Origin of the sequence: Pedobacter sp. UC225_61 (assembly GCF_044452285.1) — a bacterium.
In the GTDB taxonomy this organism is placed as follows: Bacteria; Bacteroidota; Bacteroidia; order Sphingobacteriales; family Sphingobacteriaceae; genus Pedobacter.
Window position 1 is genome coordinate 2,971,293 of the sequence record NZ_JBIOAL010000001.1, and the last position, 19,897, is coordinate 2,991,189.

The following is a 19,897-nucleotide window of genomic DNA, read 5'->3' on the forward strand; positions in this document are numbered from 1 at the left end:
AAATTAAATACGTTAATTTGTACTATACTTTTAACACAATTTAACACATAATATTTCACGTTTTTTCCATCTTTATCCCATGTTTAAAGAAATAAAAAATAGATACGTTCGCTATATCGCACTTTTTGTATTTTTCATAGTTATTTTCTTTTGCGCATTACAACTAAATTTCTTGTGGCTATTTGGCTACTCTCCCTCTTATAAAGATATTAAAAAACCAGCACAACGTGTTGGCTCAGAATTATATACTGCTGATGGTAAATTAATTGGACGTTATTTTAAAGAAAATCGTACTCCTGTTAACTACAACGAAATATCACCAAGTGTAATAAATGCTTTAGTTGCCACTGAAGACGTTCGTTTTTACAAACACTCTGGTATTGACATTCAAGCAGTTGGTAGAGCTGTTGTGGGCATGGGAAAAGATGGTGGTGCAAGTACAATAACTCAACAATTAGCTAAAAACTTATATCGTACTCGATATAGCAAATCTTCTGGCTTGATTAAATATATCCCAGTGGTAAGAACATTAGTTTCTAAACTAAAGGAATGGATGACAGCATTAAAGCTAGAATCTAATTATAGTAAAAACGATATCATTACCATGTATTTAAATACGGTTTCATTTGGTAATAATACCTATGGAATAAAAACAGCATCTAGAATATATTTCGATAAAGAAGCTAAAGAATTAGCTACAAATGAAGCCGCACTATTAGTTGGTATGTTAAAAGGAACTTCATACTATAATCCACTTAAATATCCTGAAAGAACATTAAGCCGAAGAAATACAGTTTTAAGCCAAATGAATAAGTATAAGTATTTAAGTAAGGATAGTCTAATATTGCTTTCTAAGCAACCAATGCAACTAAAAGAAGGTAAAATGCAAGATAGTAGTGATGGAGATTCTTATTTAAGAGCTGCTGTTGATAAATATTTGGAGAAATGGTGCGAAGATAACAATGTTGATTTATACGAAGACGGCTTAAAAATATACACCACTATTGACTCTAAGTTGCAAGGTTATGCCGAAGAAGCTGTAAAAGATCAGATGAGGATTTTACAACGAAGATTTTATAATGTTTGGGGAAATGAAGATCCATGGGAAGATTCTGAGCGTAAAAAAGTAGATTATCCAGATAGAGCAAAAAAGAATTTACCTATTTATGCTTTGTTGAAGAAGAAATACAGTAACAATACAGATTCTATTGACGCGTACTTCAACAGGAAGAAAAAAATGAGAATTTTCTCTTACAAAGGCGATAGAGATACTTTATTTTCAACCATGGATTCCATTCGTTATTACGGTAAAATTTTAAATACTGGAATGATGACCATGGAACCAAAGACAGGGAAAATTAAAGTTTGGGTTGGTGGTATCGATCATAAATTTTTTAAATATGATCACGTTAATCAAGCAAAAAGACAAGCAGGTTCTACTTTTAAACCTTTTGCTTATTTAGCTGCTTTGGAAAGCGGTATGAGTTCCATGTGATAAATTTGTAGACAAACCAGTTAAAATTCCGTATCAAAAGCAAGGAAAAACCGAGTATTGGGAGCCAAAAAATGCTGACTGGAGCAATAGTTATCAAGAAATGTCCTTACGTTGGGCAATGGCAAAATCGGTAAATACCATCACTGCTCAGGTAACAGAAAAAGTTGGTTGGGATAATGTGGTTAAATGGGCGCATGAATGTGGTATTGAAAGTAATTTAGCTTCAGTTCCTTCTGTAAGTTTAGGACCAAATGACGTTTCGGTATTTGAAATGGTAAAAGCGTATGGTACTTTTTTAAATGAAGGCGTAAAAACTGATCCTATTTTAGTAGAAAAAATTACCGATCAAAATGATAAAATAATTGAAGAATTTGCACCAAAAACGAAACGCGTATTAACTGAAGAAATAGCTTGGCTTATGTTATATATGTTTAGAGGAGGTATGGAAGAACCTGGAGGAACTTCTCAGGCTTTATGGGAATGGGATTTATTCAAAAAAAATAATCAAATTGGTGGTAAAACAGGTACTTCATCTGATTACGTAGATGCCTGGTACATGGGAATTACCAAAGATTTAGTGACTGGCGTTTGGGTTGGTTGCGACGAGCGTACAGCACATTTCCAAAACGGAGATCAAGGTGAAGGCTCTCATACGGCTTTGCCAATTTTCGCTAAATTTATGGAAAAAGTATATCACGATCCAAATAGCGGATATACATATGGACCTTTCCCAAAATCAAAAGTTGAAATTACACGAGAAATTAATTGTCCAACGCCTCGTCAGCAAATCGATACAACTGAAGTAGATAGCACACAAGTTGATTCACTTGACATGAGTGTTCCTGTCACTGATGAGCAAATTCCTGTAGTTAAACCAGAATCTGAAGTTCAGAAAACTGAGGAAAAGAAAAACAATAGTGAAACAACGCCTAAGCAAGCTCCTGCAACACCGGTTGTTCCACTAACAAAGAAAGAAGAGAGAGAACTACGTAGAAAACAACGTCAGGAAGAAAAAGAAAAAAACAAAAATGGCGGAGGTTAGTTATTGTATTTAAAACCAAATAGCATACTTTTTTCGTAAATTAACACTTTATACTGTTCTTAAAAATTTAAACTATGAATAGAAATTCTACTTTGATAAGGAAACCCTTGTTAGTTCTATTATTTATTTTGGTATCTGTTTTTTCAGTGCAAGCCCAATATTTTGGACAAAATAAAGTAAGATATAAAAATGAGGATTTTAAAGTATTGCACACACCTCACTTCGAGGTTTATTACTACATAAAGAATGAAAAATTATTAAAGAACTTTGCTCAAGATGCGGAAACGTGGTATAAAATGCATCAAGAAGTTTTTCGTGATACTTTTCTAACTAAAAATCCAATTATTCTATACAATAATCACCCAGATTTTCAGCAAACTACAGCATTAAATGGAGAAGTTGGTATAGGTACTGGTGGTGTAACTGAGGCTTTGAAAAACCGAGTTATTATGCCAGTAATGGACATAAAAAGTCAAACCAGACACGTTTTAGGACACGAATTAGTACATGCTTTTCAATATCACCTCTTATTAGAAAAAGATTCCATTAGTTTAGAGAATGTTGGAAATACGCCTTTATGGATGGTTGAAGGTATGGCAGAGTATTTATCTGTTGGAAAGAAAGATGCTTTTACATCTATGTGGATGCGTGATGCGCTATTAAATCGTGATATTCCATCTTTAAAGGATTTGACAAATTCCAATAAATACTTTCCTTATCGTTATGGTCAGGCGTTTTGGACATTTGTAGGTTCACTTTATGGCGATACGGCAATTGTTCCCTTATTTAAAGCAACAGCTAGATTTGGATATGAAAATGGTATTAAATATACGTTTGGATACGATGATAAAACATTATCTGGTTTATGGAAGAACTCCATTGAGCAACATTATAGACCTTTATTAAAAGCAGACAGTTCACAAATTAAAATATCAGGAACAAAAATTATAGATAATAAAAATGCCGGTAATATGAATGTGGCACCAGCAATTAGTCCAGATGGTAAATATCTAGCTTTTCTTTCTGAAAAGGATTTATTTGGTATAGACTTGTTTCTAGCCGATGCGAAAACTGGTAAAATTCTTAGAAAATTGAGTAGTCAAGTTGCGAATTCACATATTGATGATTATAATTTTATAAAATCAGCTGGAGCTTGGTCGCCCGATAGTAAACAATTTGCCTTTAGTATTTTTAGCAAGGGTAAAAACCAAATGCTTGTAATTGATGTGTCTAATGGGGCCACACTATTTCAAACAGACATGGGTAAAGTAGAGCAATTTGGTAATTTAACTTGGTCGCCGGATGGAAAAGAAATTGCATTCTCTGGAATGGTAGAAGGTCAGAGTGATATATTCTCTTACAATTTAAGTACAAAAGAAGTTGCTCAATTAACCAATGATGATTTCTCTGATTATGCGCCAAGCTTTTCTCCAGATGGTAAAAAAATAGTTTTCTCATCTGATAGAGCAGCAATAGCTGGCGGAAATATCAGCGCTGTTAATCCAATTAATTTAACGGTTTATGATATTTCAACTAAATCATTGTCAAATATCCCAGTTTTCCCAGGAGCAAATAATTTGAACGCACAGTTTTCTGGAGATAGCAAACGTATTTTCTTTTTATCAAATCGTGACGGCTTTAGAAATTTATACGAATACACTTTAAGCGATAATACTGTAAAACAATTAACTGATTATTTTACAGGTATAAGTGGTATTACAGAGTTCTCTCCTGCTATAACGGTTTCTAGGAATGATGATATTGTATATAGCTACTACCGTTATCAACGCTATACATTATATAATTCTCCATTAAGTAATTTTAAAGCTAAGCCAGTTGGCGTACAAGATGTTAATTTTGATGCGGCAATTCTACCTCCAATGGAAAATGTTGGAGTAAACATTGTAAATTCTAATTTAGGAAATTTTGATCGCTTTGAAAAAATAACAACTGATTCGATGAAAGTTGTTCCTTATAGAGCAAAATTTCGTTTAGATTATTTAGCGAATAGTGGTGTAGGTGTTTCTGCAAGCAGATTTGGAGCGGGTGTACAAGGTGGTATTATTGGTATGTTTAGTGATATCTTGGGTAGAAATCAAATTATTGCCAATCTTTCTATTAATGGAGAAATTTATGATTTTGGGGGCTTAATTGGTTACATTAATCAAAAAAATAGAATTAATTGGGGAGTTGGTATTTCTCATATTCCATATGTTACTGGTTTTAGAAGCATCGGAGTGTATAATCCGTCTTCTGGTGCAGAACCTATTGATACAGTAAGTACCAATGTTTTACGCACATTTGAAGATAAACTTGAATTATTTGCTTCTTATCCTTTTAACAAAGTCCATCGTTTTGAAGCTGGTGTTGCTGGCTCGTATTACAGTTATCGTTTAGATAGATTTAATAATTATTATCAATCTGGAACTTATCCCTATGGATATTTGGGTTCAGATCGTGAAAAAGTATCGAATGCTCAAGCAACAAATACATTAGGAATTCCATTAAAACCCTTTTCTATTTTACAAACTAATGCATCCTTTATTGGAGATAATTCAATATTCGGAGTTACTGCTCCATTGGATGGTTTTAGATATAGAGTTGGTGTTGAGAAATATTTTGGAGATTTTAGCTTTATAGCCGTTACGGCAGATTTAAGAAAATATTTCAGAGTAAAACCAGTTACTTTTGCTGTACGGGCATATAACTATATGCGTTTAGGTCGAGATGGTGAAAATCTTTATCCTTTATATGCTGGATACAGTTATTTAATAAGAGGATACGAAGCCAATTCATTTTATAATAGTAAAATAGCAAATACTGGTAATTTTGATATCAACCAATTATCTGGCAGCAAATTAGCCGTATTTAATTTTGAAGTTAGGTTACCATTTACAGGCCCTAAGAAATTAGCTCAAATTCCATCGAAGTTTTTATTCACAGATTTGAACCTATTTTTTGATGCAGGTTTAGCTTGGACAGAAGATTCTAAAGTTTCATTTAAAGGTGAACCAAATGGAGTTTTACTGCCTGATGGCACTCCTGCAGAACGTATACCTGCCATAAGTGCTGGAGTTTCTTTGAGAGTAAATGTATTCGGTTATTTTGTAATTGAGCCTTATTATGCTATTCCTTTTACACGTTCTGATGTAAAAGTTGGTGTATTTGGATTAACTTTTGCTCCTGGTTGGTAAACAAACCATTTAATAGTATTAAGCGTCTCGATTAAACCGAGGCGCTTTTTTTATGATAAAATACTTAACGGTAAAGCTACTTGTGTATTCAGTTTCTGATGAGAAAGAATATTTTCAAAATCTAAACCAATAGTTAAGTCAATCCAATCTGGATTACATGAGCGAACAATTCTTTCTTTTTGCATTCTAGTAAAACGACTCACTAATTTAAAACGGCTTAACGCTTGGGCTTCAGTTTTAAATTCTTCAAAATAAACCAAGCGAGTTAATTGTTGACCGCTATCAAAAAATAAGTTTGGCATTTGCTTATAAAAATCAAGTGTTTTGATAAGGTCTGCGCTCATTCCTACGTGTAAACTTGTGCGATTTCTGTCGGTTACGATGTAAACAAATTTTTTCATGACTTCTAGGCTTAAAGATTAAAAACTAAATTAATTAGATAAATGTTTGTACTTTTAACAAATATTACTAACTTTATGAGCACAATAATACTAACAATTTTAGTAAAAACAAATTTATTTTAAAATTATTTTTTATGTCAAACATTTCATCAAACCTTAAATACTTAAGAAAGAAAAAAGGTCATACACAGCAGCAATTCGCTGATGCTATGGAAATTAAGCGTTCATTAATTGGAGCCTATGAAGAAGACAGAGCAGAACCAAAATACGACTTACTAAAAAAAATAGCAGAGTATTTTGATTTAACGATAGATGAATTTATCAATGAAAGCATAAATGATAATTGGAAACCAAAACCAAAAAGTCAAGGTTCTAATTTAAGAGTTTTGAGTATTTCTGTTGATCAAAACGACAATGAGAATATAGAACTAGTTCCTGTAAAAGCTAGTGCTGGCTATTTAAATGGTTTTTCTGATCCACAATACATTCAGAATTTACCAAAATTTCAACTTCCCCTACCTGCTTTACGACAAGGCACATTTAGAGCATTTGAAATTATGGGAGATTCAATGTTACCGATACAACCAGGAAGTGTGATTATTGGAGAATACATGGACAATTGGAACGATGTAAAAACTGGAGAAACCTATGTAATCATTAGTAAAAATGAAGGTGTTGTGTACAAAAGAGCTGGTAATCGATTTAAAGAAAATAAAGAATTGAAATTAATTTCAGATAATAAAGTATATGACCCATATGCAATAGATGCTGATGATATTTTAGAAATATGGAAAGCTAAAGCATATATATCTACTACTTTACCAGATCCAACGCCAGAGCCAACTATTGAAACTTTATCAAGTATGATGGCTCAAATGCAAAAATCTATCTCTCAATTAAATAAAAATTAACACTTTTTAACGTATTGCTTTTAAACCGTTTACTTTTTTTTATATCTCACCAATAAAAGCAACACATATGAAAAAATTAATTTTAAGCATAGCAATCGTAGTAGTTGGATTTACTGCTGCCCATGCGCAAGACAGCACTAGAGTAAGAAAAGCACATAATGCTACTAAATTTACTGCTGAGCAAAGAGCCGAAATGGTTAGTAAAACCATGCAACAAAAATTAACTCTAACCGACGACCAAAAACAAAAGGTTTATCAAGTAGAATTGGATCGCATTAAAAAGAATGATGAATGGCGCAAGGACGATAAAAATGCAATGAATGGCAAAACGGAAGAACGAAAAGCTTTTCTAAAAGCAAGCAAAGAAAAAATGGATGCCATTTTAACAGCTGAACAGAGAAAAACTTTAGCTGCTTATCGTGATGAAATGAGAGGAAAAATGAAAGATAGAAAAGGAAATAAAAGCCCACGTCGTGGTGATAAAACTCTGCCACCTTCAAACAATTAGAAATAAAAAAGCCCCACTAATGTTGGGGCTTTTTTTTAAATAATGACTATCAACTATTTCAGATAACCGTTAGCATTTAAAAAATCGGCCCAAACTTTATATCCTTCTGGAATAAGATGTAAACCATCTTTTGTAAGTTCAGCTCTTAAATGATTATCCTTATCTAAAAACTGAGGATACAAATCTATAATGGTTACTTTTTTTGCAGCTAACTTTCTGATTTCGCTGTTTAACCACAGAATATGTTCATCCTTACCGTAATGATTTTTGAATTTCTCAAAAGATGAATTAACAGGTAATAAGGTATTGAAATAAATTTGAGTTTTCTTAGATCCTTTTCTAATTCGTTCTATAATTTTCTTGTAATTCCCTAAAATCACACTATCAGGTATATTTCTAGAAACATCATTTATTCCTATAAGGATAAATACTTTCTTAGGTTTTCCATCTATTACATCTTGTAAACGTTCTAAAACACCAAATGTAATATCACCAGAAATACCTCTATTTTTCGCTTGTGGTAAATTTAAAAGTTTAGCCCAATCTGTACCGGCGGTAATACTATTTCCCAAAAAAACGTAGTCTTTTTTAGATTTTGGATCAGCTTTAAATTTTGCAACTTGTTCTACATATTTCCCTGGGCGATAGGTACTATCCCATTTTACAGTTTGAGCATTTGCTTGATTAAAAGCAATTGCACAAATCAATGCTATTGCAACTAGTAACTTATTAAAATGTGTTTTCATGTTAGCCAAAATAAAAATTAATGAGATAATGGAGTAAGGTTAGCTAGATTTTTCTTTTCCCTATTCCAAGTAAAGGCTGTGAAGAAAATGGCAACAAGACAAGAAATTGCAATTACCATAAAACTTGCATCCCATCCTTGTTTATCAACTAAACGACCTAATGCTGCATTTGCTAATAAATCTCCAATAAAATAACCGAATAAGCCTGTTAAACCAGCGGCTGTTCCTGCTGCTTTTTTAGGTACTAAATCAATTGCTTGTACACCAACCAACATTACTGGACCATAAATGAAAAATCCAATAGCCCAAAGCGAAACATTTTGAACAAAATGATTTGATTCAGGGCTTTTCCAATACACTAAAACACCAATTAAAGTCATTGCCATATAGATAATTGTAACTGGAGCTCTCCTACCATTAAAAATTTTATCACTTATAATTCCACAAAGCAAGGTGCCAGGTATTGCAGCTAATTCGTAACCGCTTGATGCCCAAGCAGCTTCAGATTGCGTATAACTTTTAGCTTCTTGTAAAAATGTTGGCGCCCAATTTATGATTCCATTTCTAACCAAGTAGATAAAGGCATTTGCGATAGCAATATACCAAAGCAATCTATTATTAAAAACGTACTTTAAGAAGATTTCTTTAGCTGAAAACTCTTGCTCTTGAGTTTTTGCATCGTAACTTTTTGGATAATCATTTTTGTACTCTTCAATAGGTGGTAAACCAACAGATTGCGGTGTGTCTCTTACCAATAACAATGCAATTAATGCAAATAAAATAGCCACCATACCTGGGAAATATAGTTTTCCATGCCAATCTGCAAAGAGTTCAAAACCTAAAACTGTTAATGGTCCAACTAAAAAACCTCCCAAATTATGAGCTAAATTCCAAACCGACATAGCAGTCCCTCTTTCTCTTACCGAGTACCAATGCGCTACAACTCTACCGCATGGTGGCCAACCCATTCCTTGAAACCATCCATTTATGAATAATAAACCAAACATAATAGCAATAGATGAAGTTGCAAAAGGAACTAATCCCATAAAAATCATGGTAAACGCTGATAGCACTAGGCCTATTGATAAGAAATATCTTGCATTACTCCTGTCAGATATATTTCCCATTAAAAACTTACTGAAACCGTACGCAATAGAAAGTGCAGATGCGGCCAGACCTAACTCACCTTTGCTAAATCCTAGTTTTTGAAGTTCTGGTATAGCAAAAGAGAAATTTTTTCGAACAAAATAATAAGCTGCGTAGCCTAAAAATATTCCTATAAAAACTTTAATTCGTTCTTTACTATATATTGATTTGATTTTATCAGGAGGCAATAAAGGTTTATGCGCCGCAGGAGCTGGAAAAAGTCTAAAACTCATACTATTTGGTTAGGTTAGTGATATGGTATAAAAAGAAATTAAGCGTTTCTAAAAAAGATTTGGGTAATCTGAAATGATTCCATCCACTTTTAAAGATTTTAAACGGTTAATTTCTTCTGGTGTATTTACGGTCCATGGCACAACTTTAACACCATCAGCATGTGCTTTTTTCATTAAATCAGCGTCAACCATTGTATTTACGGGACTTAAAATAAATGGCTTAAATCCTAAATCGGCCATGTTTTCTTCGTAAGTTTTTTTATTGCTTACCAGAAAAGATGTTCTTACGCTAGGATATTCTTTATGAATGATTTGGATAGTTCTTTTATCAAATGATTGTATAACTACATATGGCGTGATTTTCTTTTTCTCAATTACATCCATTAATAACTTTACAAAAACTGCAGGTTCTGGATTAACTACATTATCCCCTTTAACATCACATTTTGTTTCGATGTTGTAAAAAAGTTGTTTTTTGTTTTTTAACTTGATTTCTTTTTGAACAGAATCAATTAAATCAGCCAACAAAGAAATGTGAGTTTTAATTTTTTTTTGTTGAGGAAAACCAGTGTTTGCTTTAGTTCCAATATCAAAAGTCTTTAATAAATCGTATTCCATTTGATAAATAGGATACTTTTGTGCATCACTTTTAGGAATTTCTTTTCCTTCTGGTGTAAGCATAAAACTTGGGCTTAAATAGTCGTCGTGTGTAACTACAACTTTGCCATCTTTTGTAATGTGCGTATCCATTTCTAAAGTGGTTACTGCATCAAAGGTCATTGCATTTTGCATAGCGATGATGGTATTTTCAGGCATTAATCCCCTACCACCACGATGAGCTTCTGCACTAAAAGAAGGAAAGCTTGCATTTTGCATATTATTTTGTTGGATGGATTGACTACATCCAACTACTAAAGCTACACTCAAAAAACTGAAAAATATAGTTGATTTATTCATTTTATGCTTCTGCTATAAATTGTTCTCCAAAACGATCTGTTGCTACTACTTTTACTTTTTTAACTGATGGATCAAAATGCGCTAGGAATAAATGCTCTGTCATTCTTGGCTCTGCAAAAGTTCTTCCCATTGGTAATTTATCTCCTTTAAATAAGGTTACAGATAATGGATCAAATCCTTTTTGCTGTTCCATATTTCCCATTGCTTTACCATCTAAAAAATATTCAATTTTCCACATTGGATCCCAATTCCAAACATTGGCAATTAAACGTTTTTGTCCAGTTAATTCATCAACATAAATATGAACTTGCTCTTTTCTATCTAATCCAGTTCCCTGATAGTACCATTTTAATTCTGTTCCATTGACTTCATAAACTCCATAGCCATTTGGCGTACCATCTTCACAAATTGGACCAGTCCACCAAGCACCACATACTGTACCATGGTTATGCTCGTATATGTTATTTTTTATGGTGTTTTTATTGTAATGTGTATGCCCAGACATGAAATGAACATTTGTAAAGCAGTTTAATACTTTATATAAATCTTCATTGTTTTTAACTGCATTATGAATTGGAATATGTGCACAAATAATCAATAAAGCATCTTTTTGCACATATTTTAAATCCTTTGCCATCCAGTCTAATTGAGCCTGAGTGATAAAACCATCATAGGTACGCTCTATGCCTAAATATCTTACATCGTCTAAAACGATATAATGTGCTTTTCCGCGATTAAATGAATAATAAGTTGGTCCATAATGTTCTTGAAAAGTTTTGTCAGATGTTTCATCTCCGCCCATGCGGTAATCCATATCATGGTTTCCTAAAGCTTGGAAAAACGGAATTCCAATTTCAGTTACAGCTTTATTATAATCAACAAATAGCTCATGATTATCCCATACAATATCTCCCACACAAATGCCATGAATTGGGGCATTGCCAAGTGATTTAATAATCTTTTTAGTATCAGGAACCGATGTATTCATCATTTTTTCTACATCTTTTTTATTTTTTACTTGAGGATCTGCCCAAATAATAAAATTGTGTTTATCATCTTTTTGAGCTAATTTTTTTAACTCAAAATTTAACGTTGATGTAGGTAATGCTTCGTAATGTTTTGCTAAATAACTTTCTGTTTTAAACTCATATCCTGAAGGAGTGCTTAGCCAAACAAATTTAGCCAATGAATTAATTTCAATGGTATAATTTCCTTGTGCATCAGTTTGTACCACATTAAATCCATCTGAAACTACAACATTAGCAACGCCTTTACCCTTACTGGTTATGCGTCCTGAAATTTTCTGATCTACATCAAGGAAAGAAAAAGAATGTGCTTTTAAACTAACGAATAATGTAGTGGCTAATAAACTTGATTTCTGTATAAATGATCTTCTATTCATGGTATTGAATAACCTATTTAATAACAAAGGATAGTCCGATTACTATCCTTTGCTAATTTTTTTTAATTAATTTTTTAAGACAGTAACGCCTGCTCCGGTTTGCAAATCAGAAACAGTAGAGGTTGTAGACATTACAATATTCGTAAGTAATCTACCTTTTTCCCATCTTCCTGTACTTGTTACATATGTACCTCCCAGTTGAATAAACCCGCCTCCATTTGTGCCTGTCTGCTCTATTTGAAAACCTAAGCGATTTGTATTGCTGCCAGCTCCAAAAAAGTTCTGCTGTAAACGAGTAGAAGGGTTTATCGTAGTGTAATAATCTGTGTTTGTAATTCTATATCCAACCTCTGGCGGACCTGCAGCATACACGTTTCCAGAGTTTGCATTTGAACCACCATAAAATATTGCATCTACTGGTACAGTACTAGCATTAACATTTGTTCCTTCAAAAAGAGCTATACCTGCAATGTTACCACTATTTGCTAATAAATTTGTGTTTTTAGTCCCAAAATTAGCGCCATCGTTATTTGCATAATCTACTGCCGCAACCCAATTTGATGATGAAATGTTTGTAGAACCAAAACCCCAAATTAATTTACTATAGCCACCTACATAAACAAAATCGCCCTTTTTAGCCACACCAGATGTAATGTTAATTTTATAGGTACGTGCTCCACCAGTTGCCCATCCATTTGCTGGAGCTGGATTTGCAGAACCTGCATTATTAGTAGTAACTAAAGAATAAGGTGTAACTGAAAAGTCAATATCCTTTGTTACCAATAACTGAATATATTCATAGGCTCCTTTTTGAGTTCCACTAGTTACAGCTTCACTACCTCCTGGATTGGTTAGATAGCCAGAAATAATTATTGGAGAAGGTTTAACTAATGGCAAGGCAAATACATCATTCGCATTACGCATCCATAAATACAGTTGGTTTTTATTTTTAAAATAGGCAACTCCTGTAAAATTAGCTGCAGCAGGTAATTCATTGCCAGCAAAATTAGCTGTAGCTTCCGTATGTAATTTCGCTTTACCAAAGCCATCATTGATAGTTTTATCGCCAGAAAAAGTTTCTCCTTGTACTGGCTCAGGTTCTACTACAGTATTACTTATGGTAACCATTGTATTCTCATATACGGTTGGCATTGCTATTAAATTTGCAATATTTACAATTGGCACTTTAATATTTTTACCAGAAGCAATTTTATTAACTGCAGAACCACTTATACCATCTATTTGAAGAATACCATCTACACGTTTTAAAGTTCCACCTTCTATTTTAATGTGTACAGAATCTCCAACTAAATATTTAGCAGCATCTGCTCCAATATTAATGGCAATACCTCGAACTGAATCAATACCATTACCAACTATTCTTGAGTTTTGAACTACTAATAAGTTTTTTGGTGTATTCCCAGCTACAAAATCGGATATTACTACTCCTTTTATAGAGTTAGCACCTTTCATAACTGTTGCATTAAGTACCAAATCTGTTTCTTTATAAGATTTTTTTAAATCAAAATTAGAGATAAACGGACTTATTGTGCCTAATACAAATTCATCCTTTTGTTTATCACATCCCATGATTAATATACATGCAATAACTGCGAAAGCATTTATATATTTTAACGTATTTTTCATATTAATTAAATAAAATTAAGGCTTTTGCCACCAAACTTGAGTACTTATTACATCTGGACCTTGTGAGGCCACAGCATTTTTATAATTGGCTGGGTTAGCTGACTGTGTAACTACTGGATAGAATAATCTAGCAGGCATAACACGATTGTTAAGCAAACCTAAACCCATTGGCAAAATTGGATATGCAGTACGACGGTACTCGAACCATTGTTGAAAATCTACCAAAAACAAAGCATAATATTTTTGTTGATGTATTAACAACATTTTACTCATTGTAGAAGCAGATGGGCTTTGTAACGGTAACGCATTATTCCATTCAATATCTGCAGCATCAGCATAAGCTATTACAGCAGGATCTGTTGCGCCACCAGTCATTATATTAGGTAACCAATAATTAATCGCATCCGCAATTCCTTTGTAATAATAGGTTTGGGGACTTTTCGTAACCCAGCCTTTTGCAGCTGCTTCTGCTATAATAAAATCAACTTCAGCACAATTCATAACAATACCTGTGTATGGATCTGTTTGAAGAGATAAAACTGCATTATCACTTGCAGAATAAAAATTAGATTGTTTTGCAGGCTCGTTACCTGGTACATAACCACTTGGCACACCAGCAAACCCATTTGTACCTGGCCTAATACGGAAACGATTGATATTACTAGTTCCAAAAGCAGGTAAAATACGAGGGTCGTTCCATGCTACTAAGTTATTTATAAAAAACTCGCCAATTGCCGGCACGTAAAAATCATTCACACGTACACTTGCCATATAAGGCGATGTATATAATGCACTACTTATGTTAGAGCCAGTCCATAGTAATTTAGCCGTATGCTGGTTATTTTCCATAATCGGGTAATTATTTGGATTGGTATCAATGATATCCTTTATTTTAGCAATAACAGTTGATGATACCTCAGCTTTACCCGATACTCGGAGCAATAATCTTAAATATAAGGAATTACCTAATCTACGCCATTTACTTACATCCCCATAAAAAATAGGATCACTTGTGGCAACAATAGATGTTCCATCTTTCAATAAATTATTTGCTTGTTCAAGTTTCTCAAACAATCCTAAATAAATATCCTTTTGCTTATCAAAAACTGGTTGATAATTACCGTCTTTTCCTTTGTTAGCTTCCGAATAAGGTACATCTCCATAAGTATCTGTAAGTAAAGAATATACCCATGATTGTAAAATAAGAGAAATACCTTGATATGATTTATTCAGCTTTTCTGGTTTACTTGCAATGTTCTGAATATCAACGATATTTGTTAAATTTAAATACCAATTGTTCCATGTATTATCAGCAGCATTTCGTCTAATATCGTATCTAAACGTTTTTCCTTCTGAATCTCCTAAATCAACCGTAACCTGCATTAATTCGTTATTAAAGTTACGGTTACGTAACATATTGGTTGACATCAGGTTTACCAATGTTGGTGCCAATAACTGGTCAGCATTCACATCACTTTGTCCTAGCGGATCGGTATTAACTTCGTTAAAATCTTTTGTGCAAGAAAGTATTGATAAGCTTAATCCTGCTAGTATGGTATATATGATAATATTTTTATTCTTTTTCATAACTGTAATTTTTATAAACCAACAACTAAACGTACACCATAATTTCTTGTAGAAGGAAGCTGTCCAGTTTCAAACCCTTGTTGAATATCTGAGCCAGCTAAAGTTCCAAATTCAGGATCAAATGCTGGCCAAGGTGACCAAATAAACAAGTTACGACCATAAACACCTACGGTTAACTTATTAAATCCAATTTTAGTTAAGAAGCTTTTATTAAAGCTATAGGTAATATTTGCCTCTCTAAACTTCAGATAATCTGTACTAAAAATACTTCCCTCTGCTTGGTTATAGTATATCGAATTATAATATCCTTCGATATCTGTAGCAATTATATCATTTTTACGATAAGTACCACCTCCGTTATCTACAACTCCATTGCCAATTATTCCATTGTATCTACCAGGCAAAGTAACTGTTGACTTACCTAAAGAAGCCATACGAGCAAAAGTAAATGAGTGCCCAACAGCACCTAATTGGGCATCGAATAAAACACTCATACTTACTTGTTGATAGGTTACGCCAGTACCAAAACTAAACCTGAATTTAGGTAAAGTATTACCTAAATATTTAACTTCTGAAGTTGTTTTAGCGTATCCTGTTGTTGCGTCAAAAATTATTTGACCATCAGGAGAGCGTAAAAAACCAGTCCCATACAAATCACCCATACTTCCACCAACAGCCGCAACCACTTGTCCAGCATTACCAAAACCACCAGTGCGCAAAATTACGGAGCTATCAGCTAATTCTTTAATTTCGTTACGGTTAGCGCTAAACGTACCATTCAATGTCCATGAAAATTTCTTACTTTTTAATGGTATAGCATTAACTGCAAGTTCTAATCCTTTGTTATTTACTCTACCCACATTAAAAATACCAATATCATAACCAGATGATTTATCTAACACTCGACTAAGTATTTGATTTTTTGTATTACCAGTGTAAACGGCTAAATCAAAATTTAATCTGTTTTTAAACAATTTCAAGTCTAATCCCAATTCAACTGTTGTTGTCATTAATGGTTTTAAATCTGGATTTGGTAAAATCCTAGGGTTTGTCATTGCATTACCAGGGTAAACACCATTCGAAGCAATTAAGTAATTATAAGCAGTACGATAAGGAACTGTACTACCACTTCCAACTTGTGCATAAGATGCTCTTAGCTTTGCAAAGCTTATTGCTTTTGGCATTTTCCAAAAATCTGATGCAACAAAAGCTAAACTAGCCGATGGATAAGAAAAACCAACATTATCTTTTCTTGTTAAAGTAGCTAACGTACTGTTCCAATCCTGACGGATGGTTAAATCTAAAAATAGATAGTTTTTGTAAGCCAATGATGCCATTGCATAAAGACTGTTAATTCTATATCTAGCAGTATCTGGTACATAAACCAATTTGTTAATGTTATTAGTTAAGTCGTAATAACCAGGTACTTTTAAACCATCAGCACGAGTTTCTAATTTAGAATATTCGTTACGCATTTGGCTACCACCAACACTTGCTGACAAATTAAGGTCTTTTGTTATTTTTTTATCGTACTTCAACATAAAATCGGCATTAATTTCATACGATTTAATATTAGATACACGATATGAACCTTGTGCAAACAAACCACCTGATGAAGTATCCCAAGGGCGCATGGTTTCACGCTTATCTTTATTATAATCGGCAGATGCACGTACCATTAAACTTAATGCATCAGTAAATTTATAGTTCGCCTGTATATTTCCTAACCAGCCATTACGTTTTTGTCCATTCAAATACTGTTCTGAAATAGCGTAAGGACCTTCTGGAAATGATGTTGTTAAATTTACAAATTGTTGTAGTTCTTTACCTGGTGCCCAATAATCTCTATACCAATCTGGATTAATGTTTGGTTGTGCAAACATAAACCAATACATCAACGATTGATTTCCATAACCTGTAGCAGGTAAATTATCACTATGTCTGTTACTATATTGCGCTTTTAAATTTAAACTCAATTTCTTCGTAATATTAGTATTCGCATTTAGTGAAACATTGGTTCTTTCCATACCAGTATTAGGTACAATCCATTCGTTGTTACCATGACTTGCTGAGAAACGAAGACCAACATTTTTAAGTGTTCCGTCTAAACTAACTGAATTGGTAGATTCGAAACCTGTAATAAAAAAAGCATCAACAGGATCTCCATAGCCTACCCATGGCGTTTTTGTTAATCCTTTTGTTTTAGTTGCAGGATCATATTGAAAAAATAAATAGTTATCTGCAAACGCAGGTCCGTAAGTAGAACTAGTATTACCTGTACCAAATTGATAACTTGTAGTACCATCTGTACCAGCTCCAAATTCATTTTGTCTAGCTGGACCACGATTAATATCTTCCCAAGAACTATTAGAAGTAAAAGAAATTCCTAATCTCTTTTTATTTTTATTGGCAGATTTAGTTGTAATCATAACCGCTCCATTGGCACCTCGTTGACCATAGAGAGCAGAAGCCGCTGGACCTTTTAATACTGTTACACTTTCAATATCATCAGGATTTAAATCATTAATACCACTACCAAAATCTACTGGCATAATATCGCCCGACGTACCATATACACCACCTCCCGTAGAAGCTGATCGTCTTGAACTACTACTTGCAACAACACCATCAATAACAATTAATGCCTCATTATCTCCAGTTAAATTATTTTCACCACGTAAAATAATTTTATTTGAAGCAGCTGGGCCACTATTTCTTACCAAATTCAGACCTGCTACTTTACCAGAAAGTGCATCAGTCCAGTTACTTGAGACTGCATTAGTAAGTTGCGTACTGTCAACCTTTGTTGTGGCATAACCTAAAGATTTCTCTTCACGTTTTATACCTAAAGCAGTTACAACAACTTCATTAAGTTGACTTGAGGAAGCTTTTATACGAATACTTAAATTACCCTGAGCATCGTTAAGCGTTCTTGTAACTGTAGTATAACCAATCATAGTAAAGCTTACGGTTGTCCCTTTTGGAATACTAATTGAAAAACCTCCATTTTCATTGGTCACACCCCAAACTTTTTTAGTGTTATCAATAATCGTGATACCAGGTATTCCTTGCCCATCAGCATCATCGATAACAGTTCCTTTTACTGTAATATTTTGTACAGTGGTTTGTGCAAAAGATTTTTCAGAAGTAATTGTTAAAATTAAAGTGCTAAGCAAAATAAGTTTACAGCAAAATATACTACTGTAAATCAAATTCAAACTACTTTGTTTCTTGTAATGCTTTTCTGAGTCTTTAGTCTCACTACGCAAGTTATGCCAAAGCAAAGCAACATGTTGAGTAAATGTTTTGTTCATAATTTATTGATATATCCGGTTAGTTTATGCAAAAATTTATCTTGCTACCGAAGTCGCAAAAGTAAAAGGTCTTCATTAACCTAATATTAACTAATGGTTAATACCAGGTTATTTTTATTACGATTTGTTTAATTTAATGTTATCAAACATTTCGATATAAAAATATAAAAACAAATTGAAACTAATAATATTTTTGAAATTAGCACCTGAAATTCCTTTTCAAGAAATATATAATTACCAAATATCTATGGAGTAATTAATGGTAAAACAATATTAAATATGTACATATATTCAAAAAAAGCTTTATTAAGACAATGAAGAATGTTTTAAAATTGACTTAGAAACATGTTGTAACATTTTACTTACAAAAACCATAAGGAGTAAGATTAACTTTTAGGTTTTTACACTTTTCATTTACTTAAGTTACTTAAAAAGAAATTAAATGATAAGTATTTCGAATGAAACATCACCAAGACATAAAAGAGATTTAAAAGGGTTTATACAATAGTAACCGTAACCCCTAACCCTTCTAAATGATTTACAATTTGTTGAGAGATTCCTTTATCGGTTATAATATGATCAATATCTTCTAATCCACAAATTTTTCCAAAACCTCTTTTTCCAAATTTTGTTAAATCAGCTAAAACAATTGTTTTCTGTGAAACATTAATCATTTTACGATTTAAATGCGCTTCCATTGCATTCGTTGTAGTTAAACCATAATCCAAATCAATACCGTCAACCCCTAAAAACAAAGTATTGAAATAAAAATCTTGTAATATCTGCTCAGCGTAAGCGCCCATGACAGAGGATGAACTTTTACGCATCAACCCCCCTAATTGTATCACCTCCACCCCTGGCTCGCTTACTAATTCTAATGCAATATTTAGTGCGGATGTTACCACAGTTAAATTCAGACCAGAAGGAATATTCTTAACGAAATATAACAATGTCGTGCCTGATGCAATTACTATAGAATCATTTTCTTTCAAAAGCTGTACTGCTGCAAGTCCAATTTTATTCTTTTCAGCTGATTGTATCTTTTCCTTTTCGTTTACTGGACGGTCTACTGTATATGGATTATTAACTGTAGCACCTCCATGCGTTCTAAAAAGCAGATTTTTATCCTCTAGTAATTTTAAATCTTTTCTTATAGTTACAGACGACACCTTTAACTCTTTGCACAACTCTACAACATTAATATATTGATCTTTTTGAATGCGGTTAAGTATAAACTGGTGCCTTTCAGCTAAATTCATCATAATTATAAGATTATCAATTTCTGCAAAATAATAAAAATAAGCAGTCAATTTG

General features: G+C 33.1%; 12 protein-coding genes and 1 pseudogene. 4 read left to right on the forward strand and 9 right to left on the reverse strand.

The genetic code is table 11. The features are described from left to right. The first annotated feature begins 79 nt into the window (after positions 1-79). Both ACHMWN_RS13570 and ACHMWN_RS13575 read left to right on the forward strand, forming a co-directional pair. Positions 80-2,537, forward strand: a pseudogene (locus ACHMWN_RS13570) (transglycosylase domain-containing protein). Between the two features lie 74 nt (positions 2,538-2,611). Then, positions 2,612-5,731, forward strand: a complete 3,120-nt coding sequence (locus ACHMWN_RS13575) for a basic secretory protein-like protein (protein WP_397302027.1) — start codon at positions 2,612-2,614, stop codon at positions 5,729-5,731. Positions 5,732-5,781: 50 nt separating this feature from the next. On the opposite strand, the gene ACHMWN_RS13580 is transcribed toward ACHMWN_RS13575, so the two are convergent. Continuing rightward, positions 5,782-6,132 (reverse strand): GIY-YIG nuclease family protein, encoded by a 351-nt coding sequence (locus ACHMWN_RS13580; protein WP_397302029.1) that lies wholly within the window; start codon positions 6,130-6,132, stop codon positions 5,782-5,784. A 134-nt stretch (positions 6,133-6,266) separates the two neighbouring features. Between ACHMWN_RS13580 and ACHMWN_RS13585 the strand changes: the two genes are divergently transcribed. Together ACHMWN_RS13585 and ACHMWN_RS13590 are read left to right on the forward strand one after the other, a co-directional pair. Next, on the forward strand, positions 6,267-7,043 hold the full coding sequence (locus ACHMWN_RS13585; protein WP_397302032.1) for an XRE family transcriptional regulator: 777 nt from the start codon (positions 6,267-6,269) through the stop codon (positions 7,041-7,043). A 67-nt stretch (positions 7,044-7,110) separates the two neighbouring features. Then, entirely contained in the window at positions 7,111-7,551 is a 441-nt protein-coding gene (locus ACHMWN_RS13590; protein WP_397302035.1) for a hypothetical protein, read from the forward strand. Between the two features lie 53 nt (positions 7,552-7,604). Here ACHMWN_RS13590 and ACHMWN_RS13595 read toward each other — a convergent pair whose 3' ends face one another. The 8 genes from ACHMWN_RS13595 to ACHMWN_RS13630 all read right to left on the reverse strand — a co-directional run bounded on the left by ACHMWN_RS13595 (position 7,605) and on the right by ACHMWN_RS13630 (position 19,845). After that, positions 7,605-8,297 carry a GDSL-type esterase/lipase family protein gene (locus tag ACHMWN_RS13595; RefSeq protein ID WP_397302037.1) on the reverse strand — a complete coding sequence of 231 codons (693 nt, stop codon included), beginning with the start codon at positions 8,295-8,297 and terminating at the stop codon, positions 7,605-7,607. A gap of 17 nt (positions 8,298-8,314) precedes the next feature. Further along, entirely contained in the window at positions 8,315-9,676 is a 1,362-nt protein-coding gene (gene glpT / locus ACHMWN_RS13600; protein WP_397302039.1) for a glycerol-3-phosphate transporter, read from the reverse strand. Positions 9,677-9,724: 48 nt separating this feature from the next. Further along, entirely contained in the window at positions 9,725-10,633 is a 909-nt protein-coding gene (locus ACHMWN_RS13605) for a glycerophosphodiester phosphodiesterase family protein (RefSeq protein WP_397302042.1), read from the reverse strand. A 1-nt stretch (position 10,634) separates the two neighbouring features. Beyond that, positions 10,635-12,035: a calcineurin-like phosphoesterase C-terminal domain-containing protein gene (locus ACHMWN_RS13610; protein ID WP_397302045.1), complete on the reverse strand. Its 1,401-nt coding sequence runs from the start codon at positions 12,033-12,035 to the stop codon at positions 10,635-10,637. Positions 12,036-12,101: 66 nt separating this feature from the next. After that, positions 12,102-13,682 carry a DUF5689 domain-containing protein gene (locus ACHMWN_RS13615; RefSeq protein WP_397302048.1) on the reverse strand — a complete coding sequence of 527 codons (1,581 nt, stop codon included), beginning with the start codon at positions 13,680-13,682 and terminating at the stop codon, positions 12,102-12,104. Positions 13,683-13,697: 15 nt separating this feature from the next. Next, entirely contained in the window at positions 13,698-15,269 is a 1,572-nt protein-coding gene (locus ACHMWN_RS13620) for a SusD/RagB family nutrient-binding outer membrane lipoprotein (protein WP_397302050.1), read from the reverse strand. A gap of 11 nt (positions 15,270-15,280) precedes the next feature. After that, entirely contained in the window at positions 15,281-18,583 is a 3,303-nt protein-coding gene (locus tag ACHMWN_RS13625; RefSeq protein ID WP_397302052.1) for a SusC/RagA family TonB-linked outer membrane protein, read from the reverse strand. A 497-nt stretch (positions 18,584-19,080) separates the two neighbouring features. Then, positions 19,081-19,845, reverse strand: a complete 765-nt coding sequence (locus tag ACHMWN_RS13630; protein WP_397302055.1) for a DeoR/GlpR family DNA-binding transcription regulator — start codon at positions 19,843-19,845, stop codon at positions 19,081-19,083. Positions 19,846-19,897: the final 52 nt, after the last annotated feature.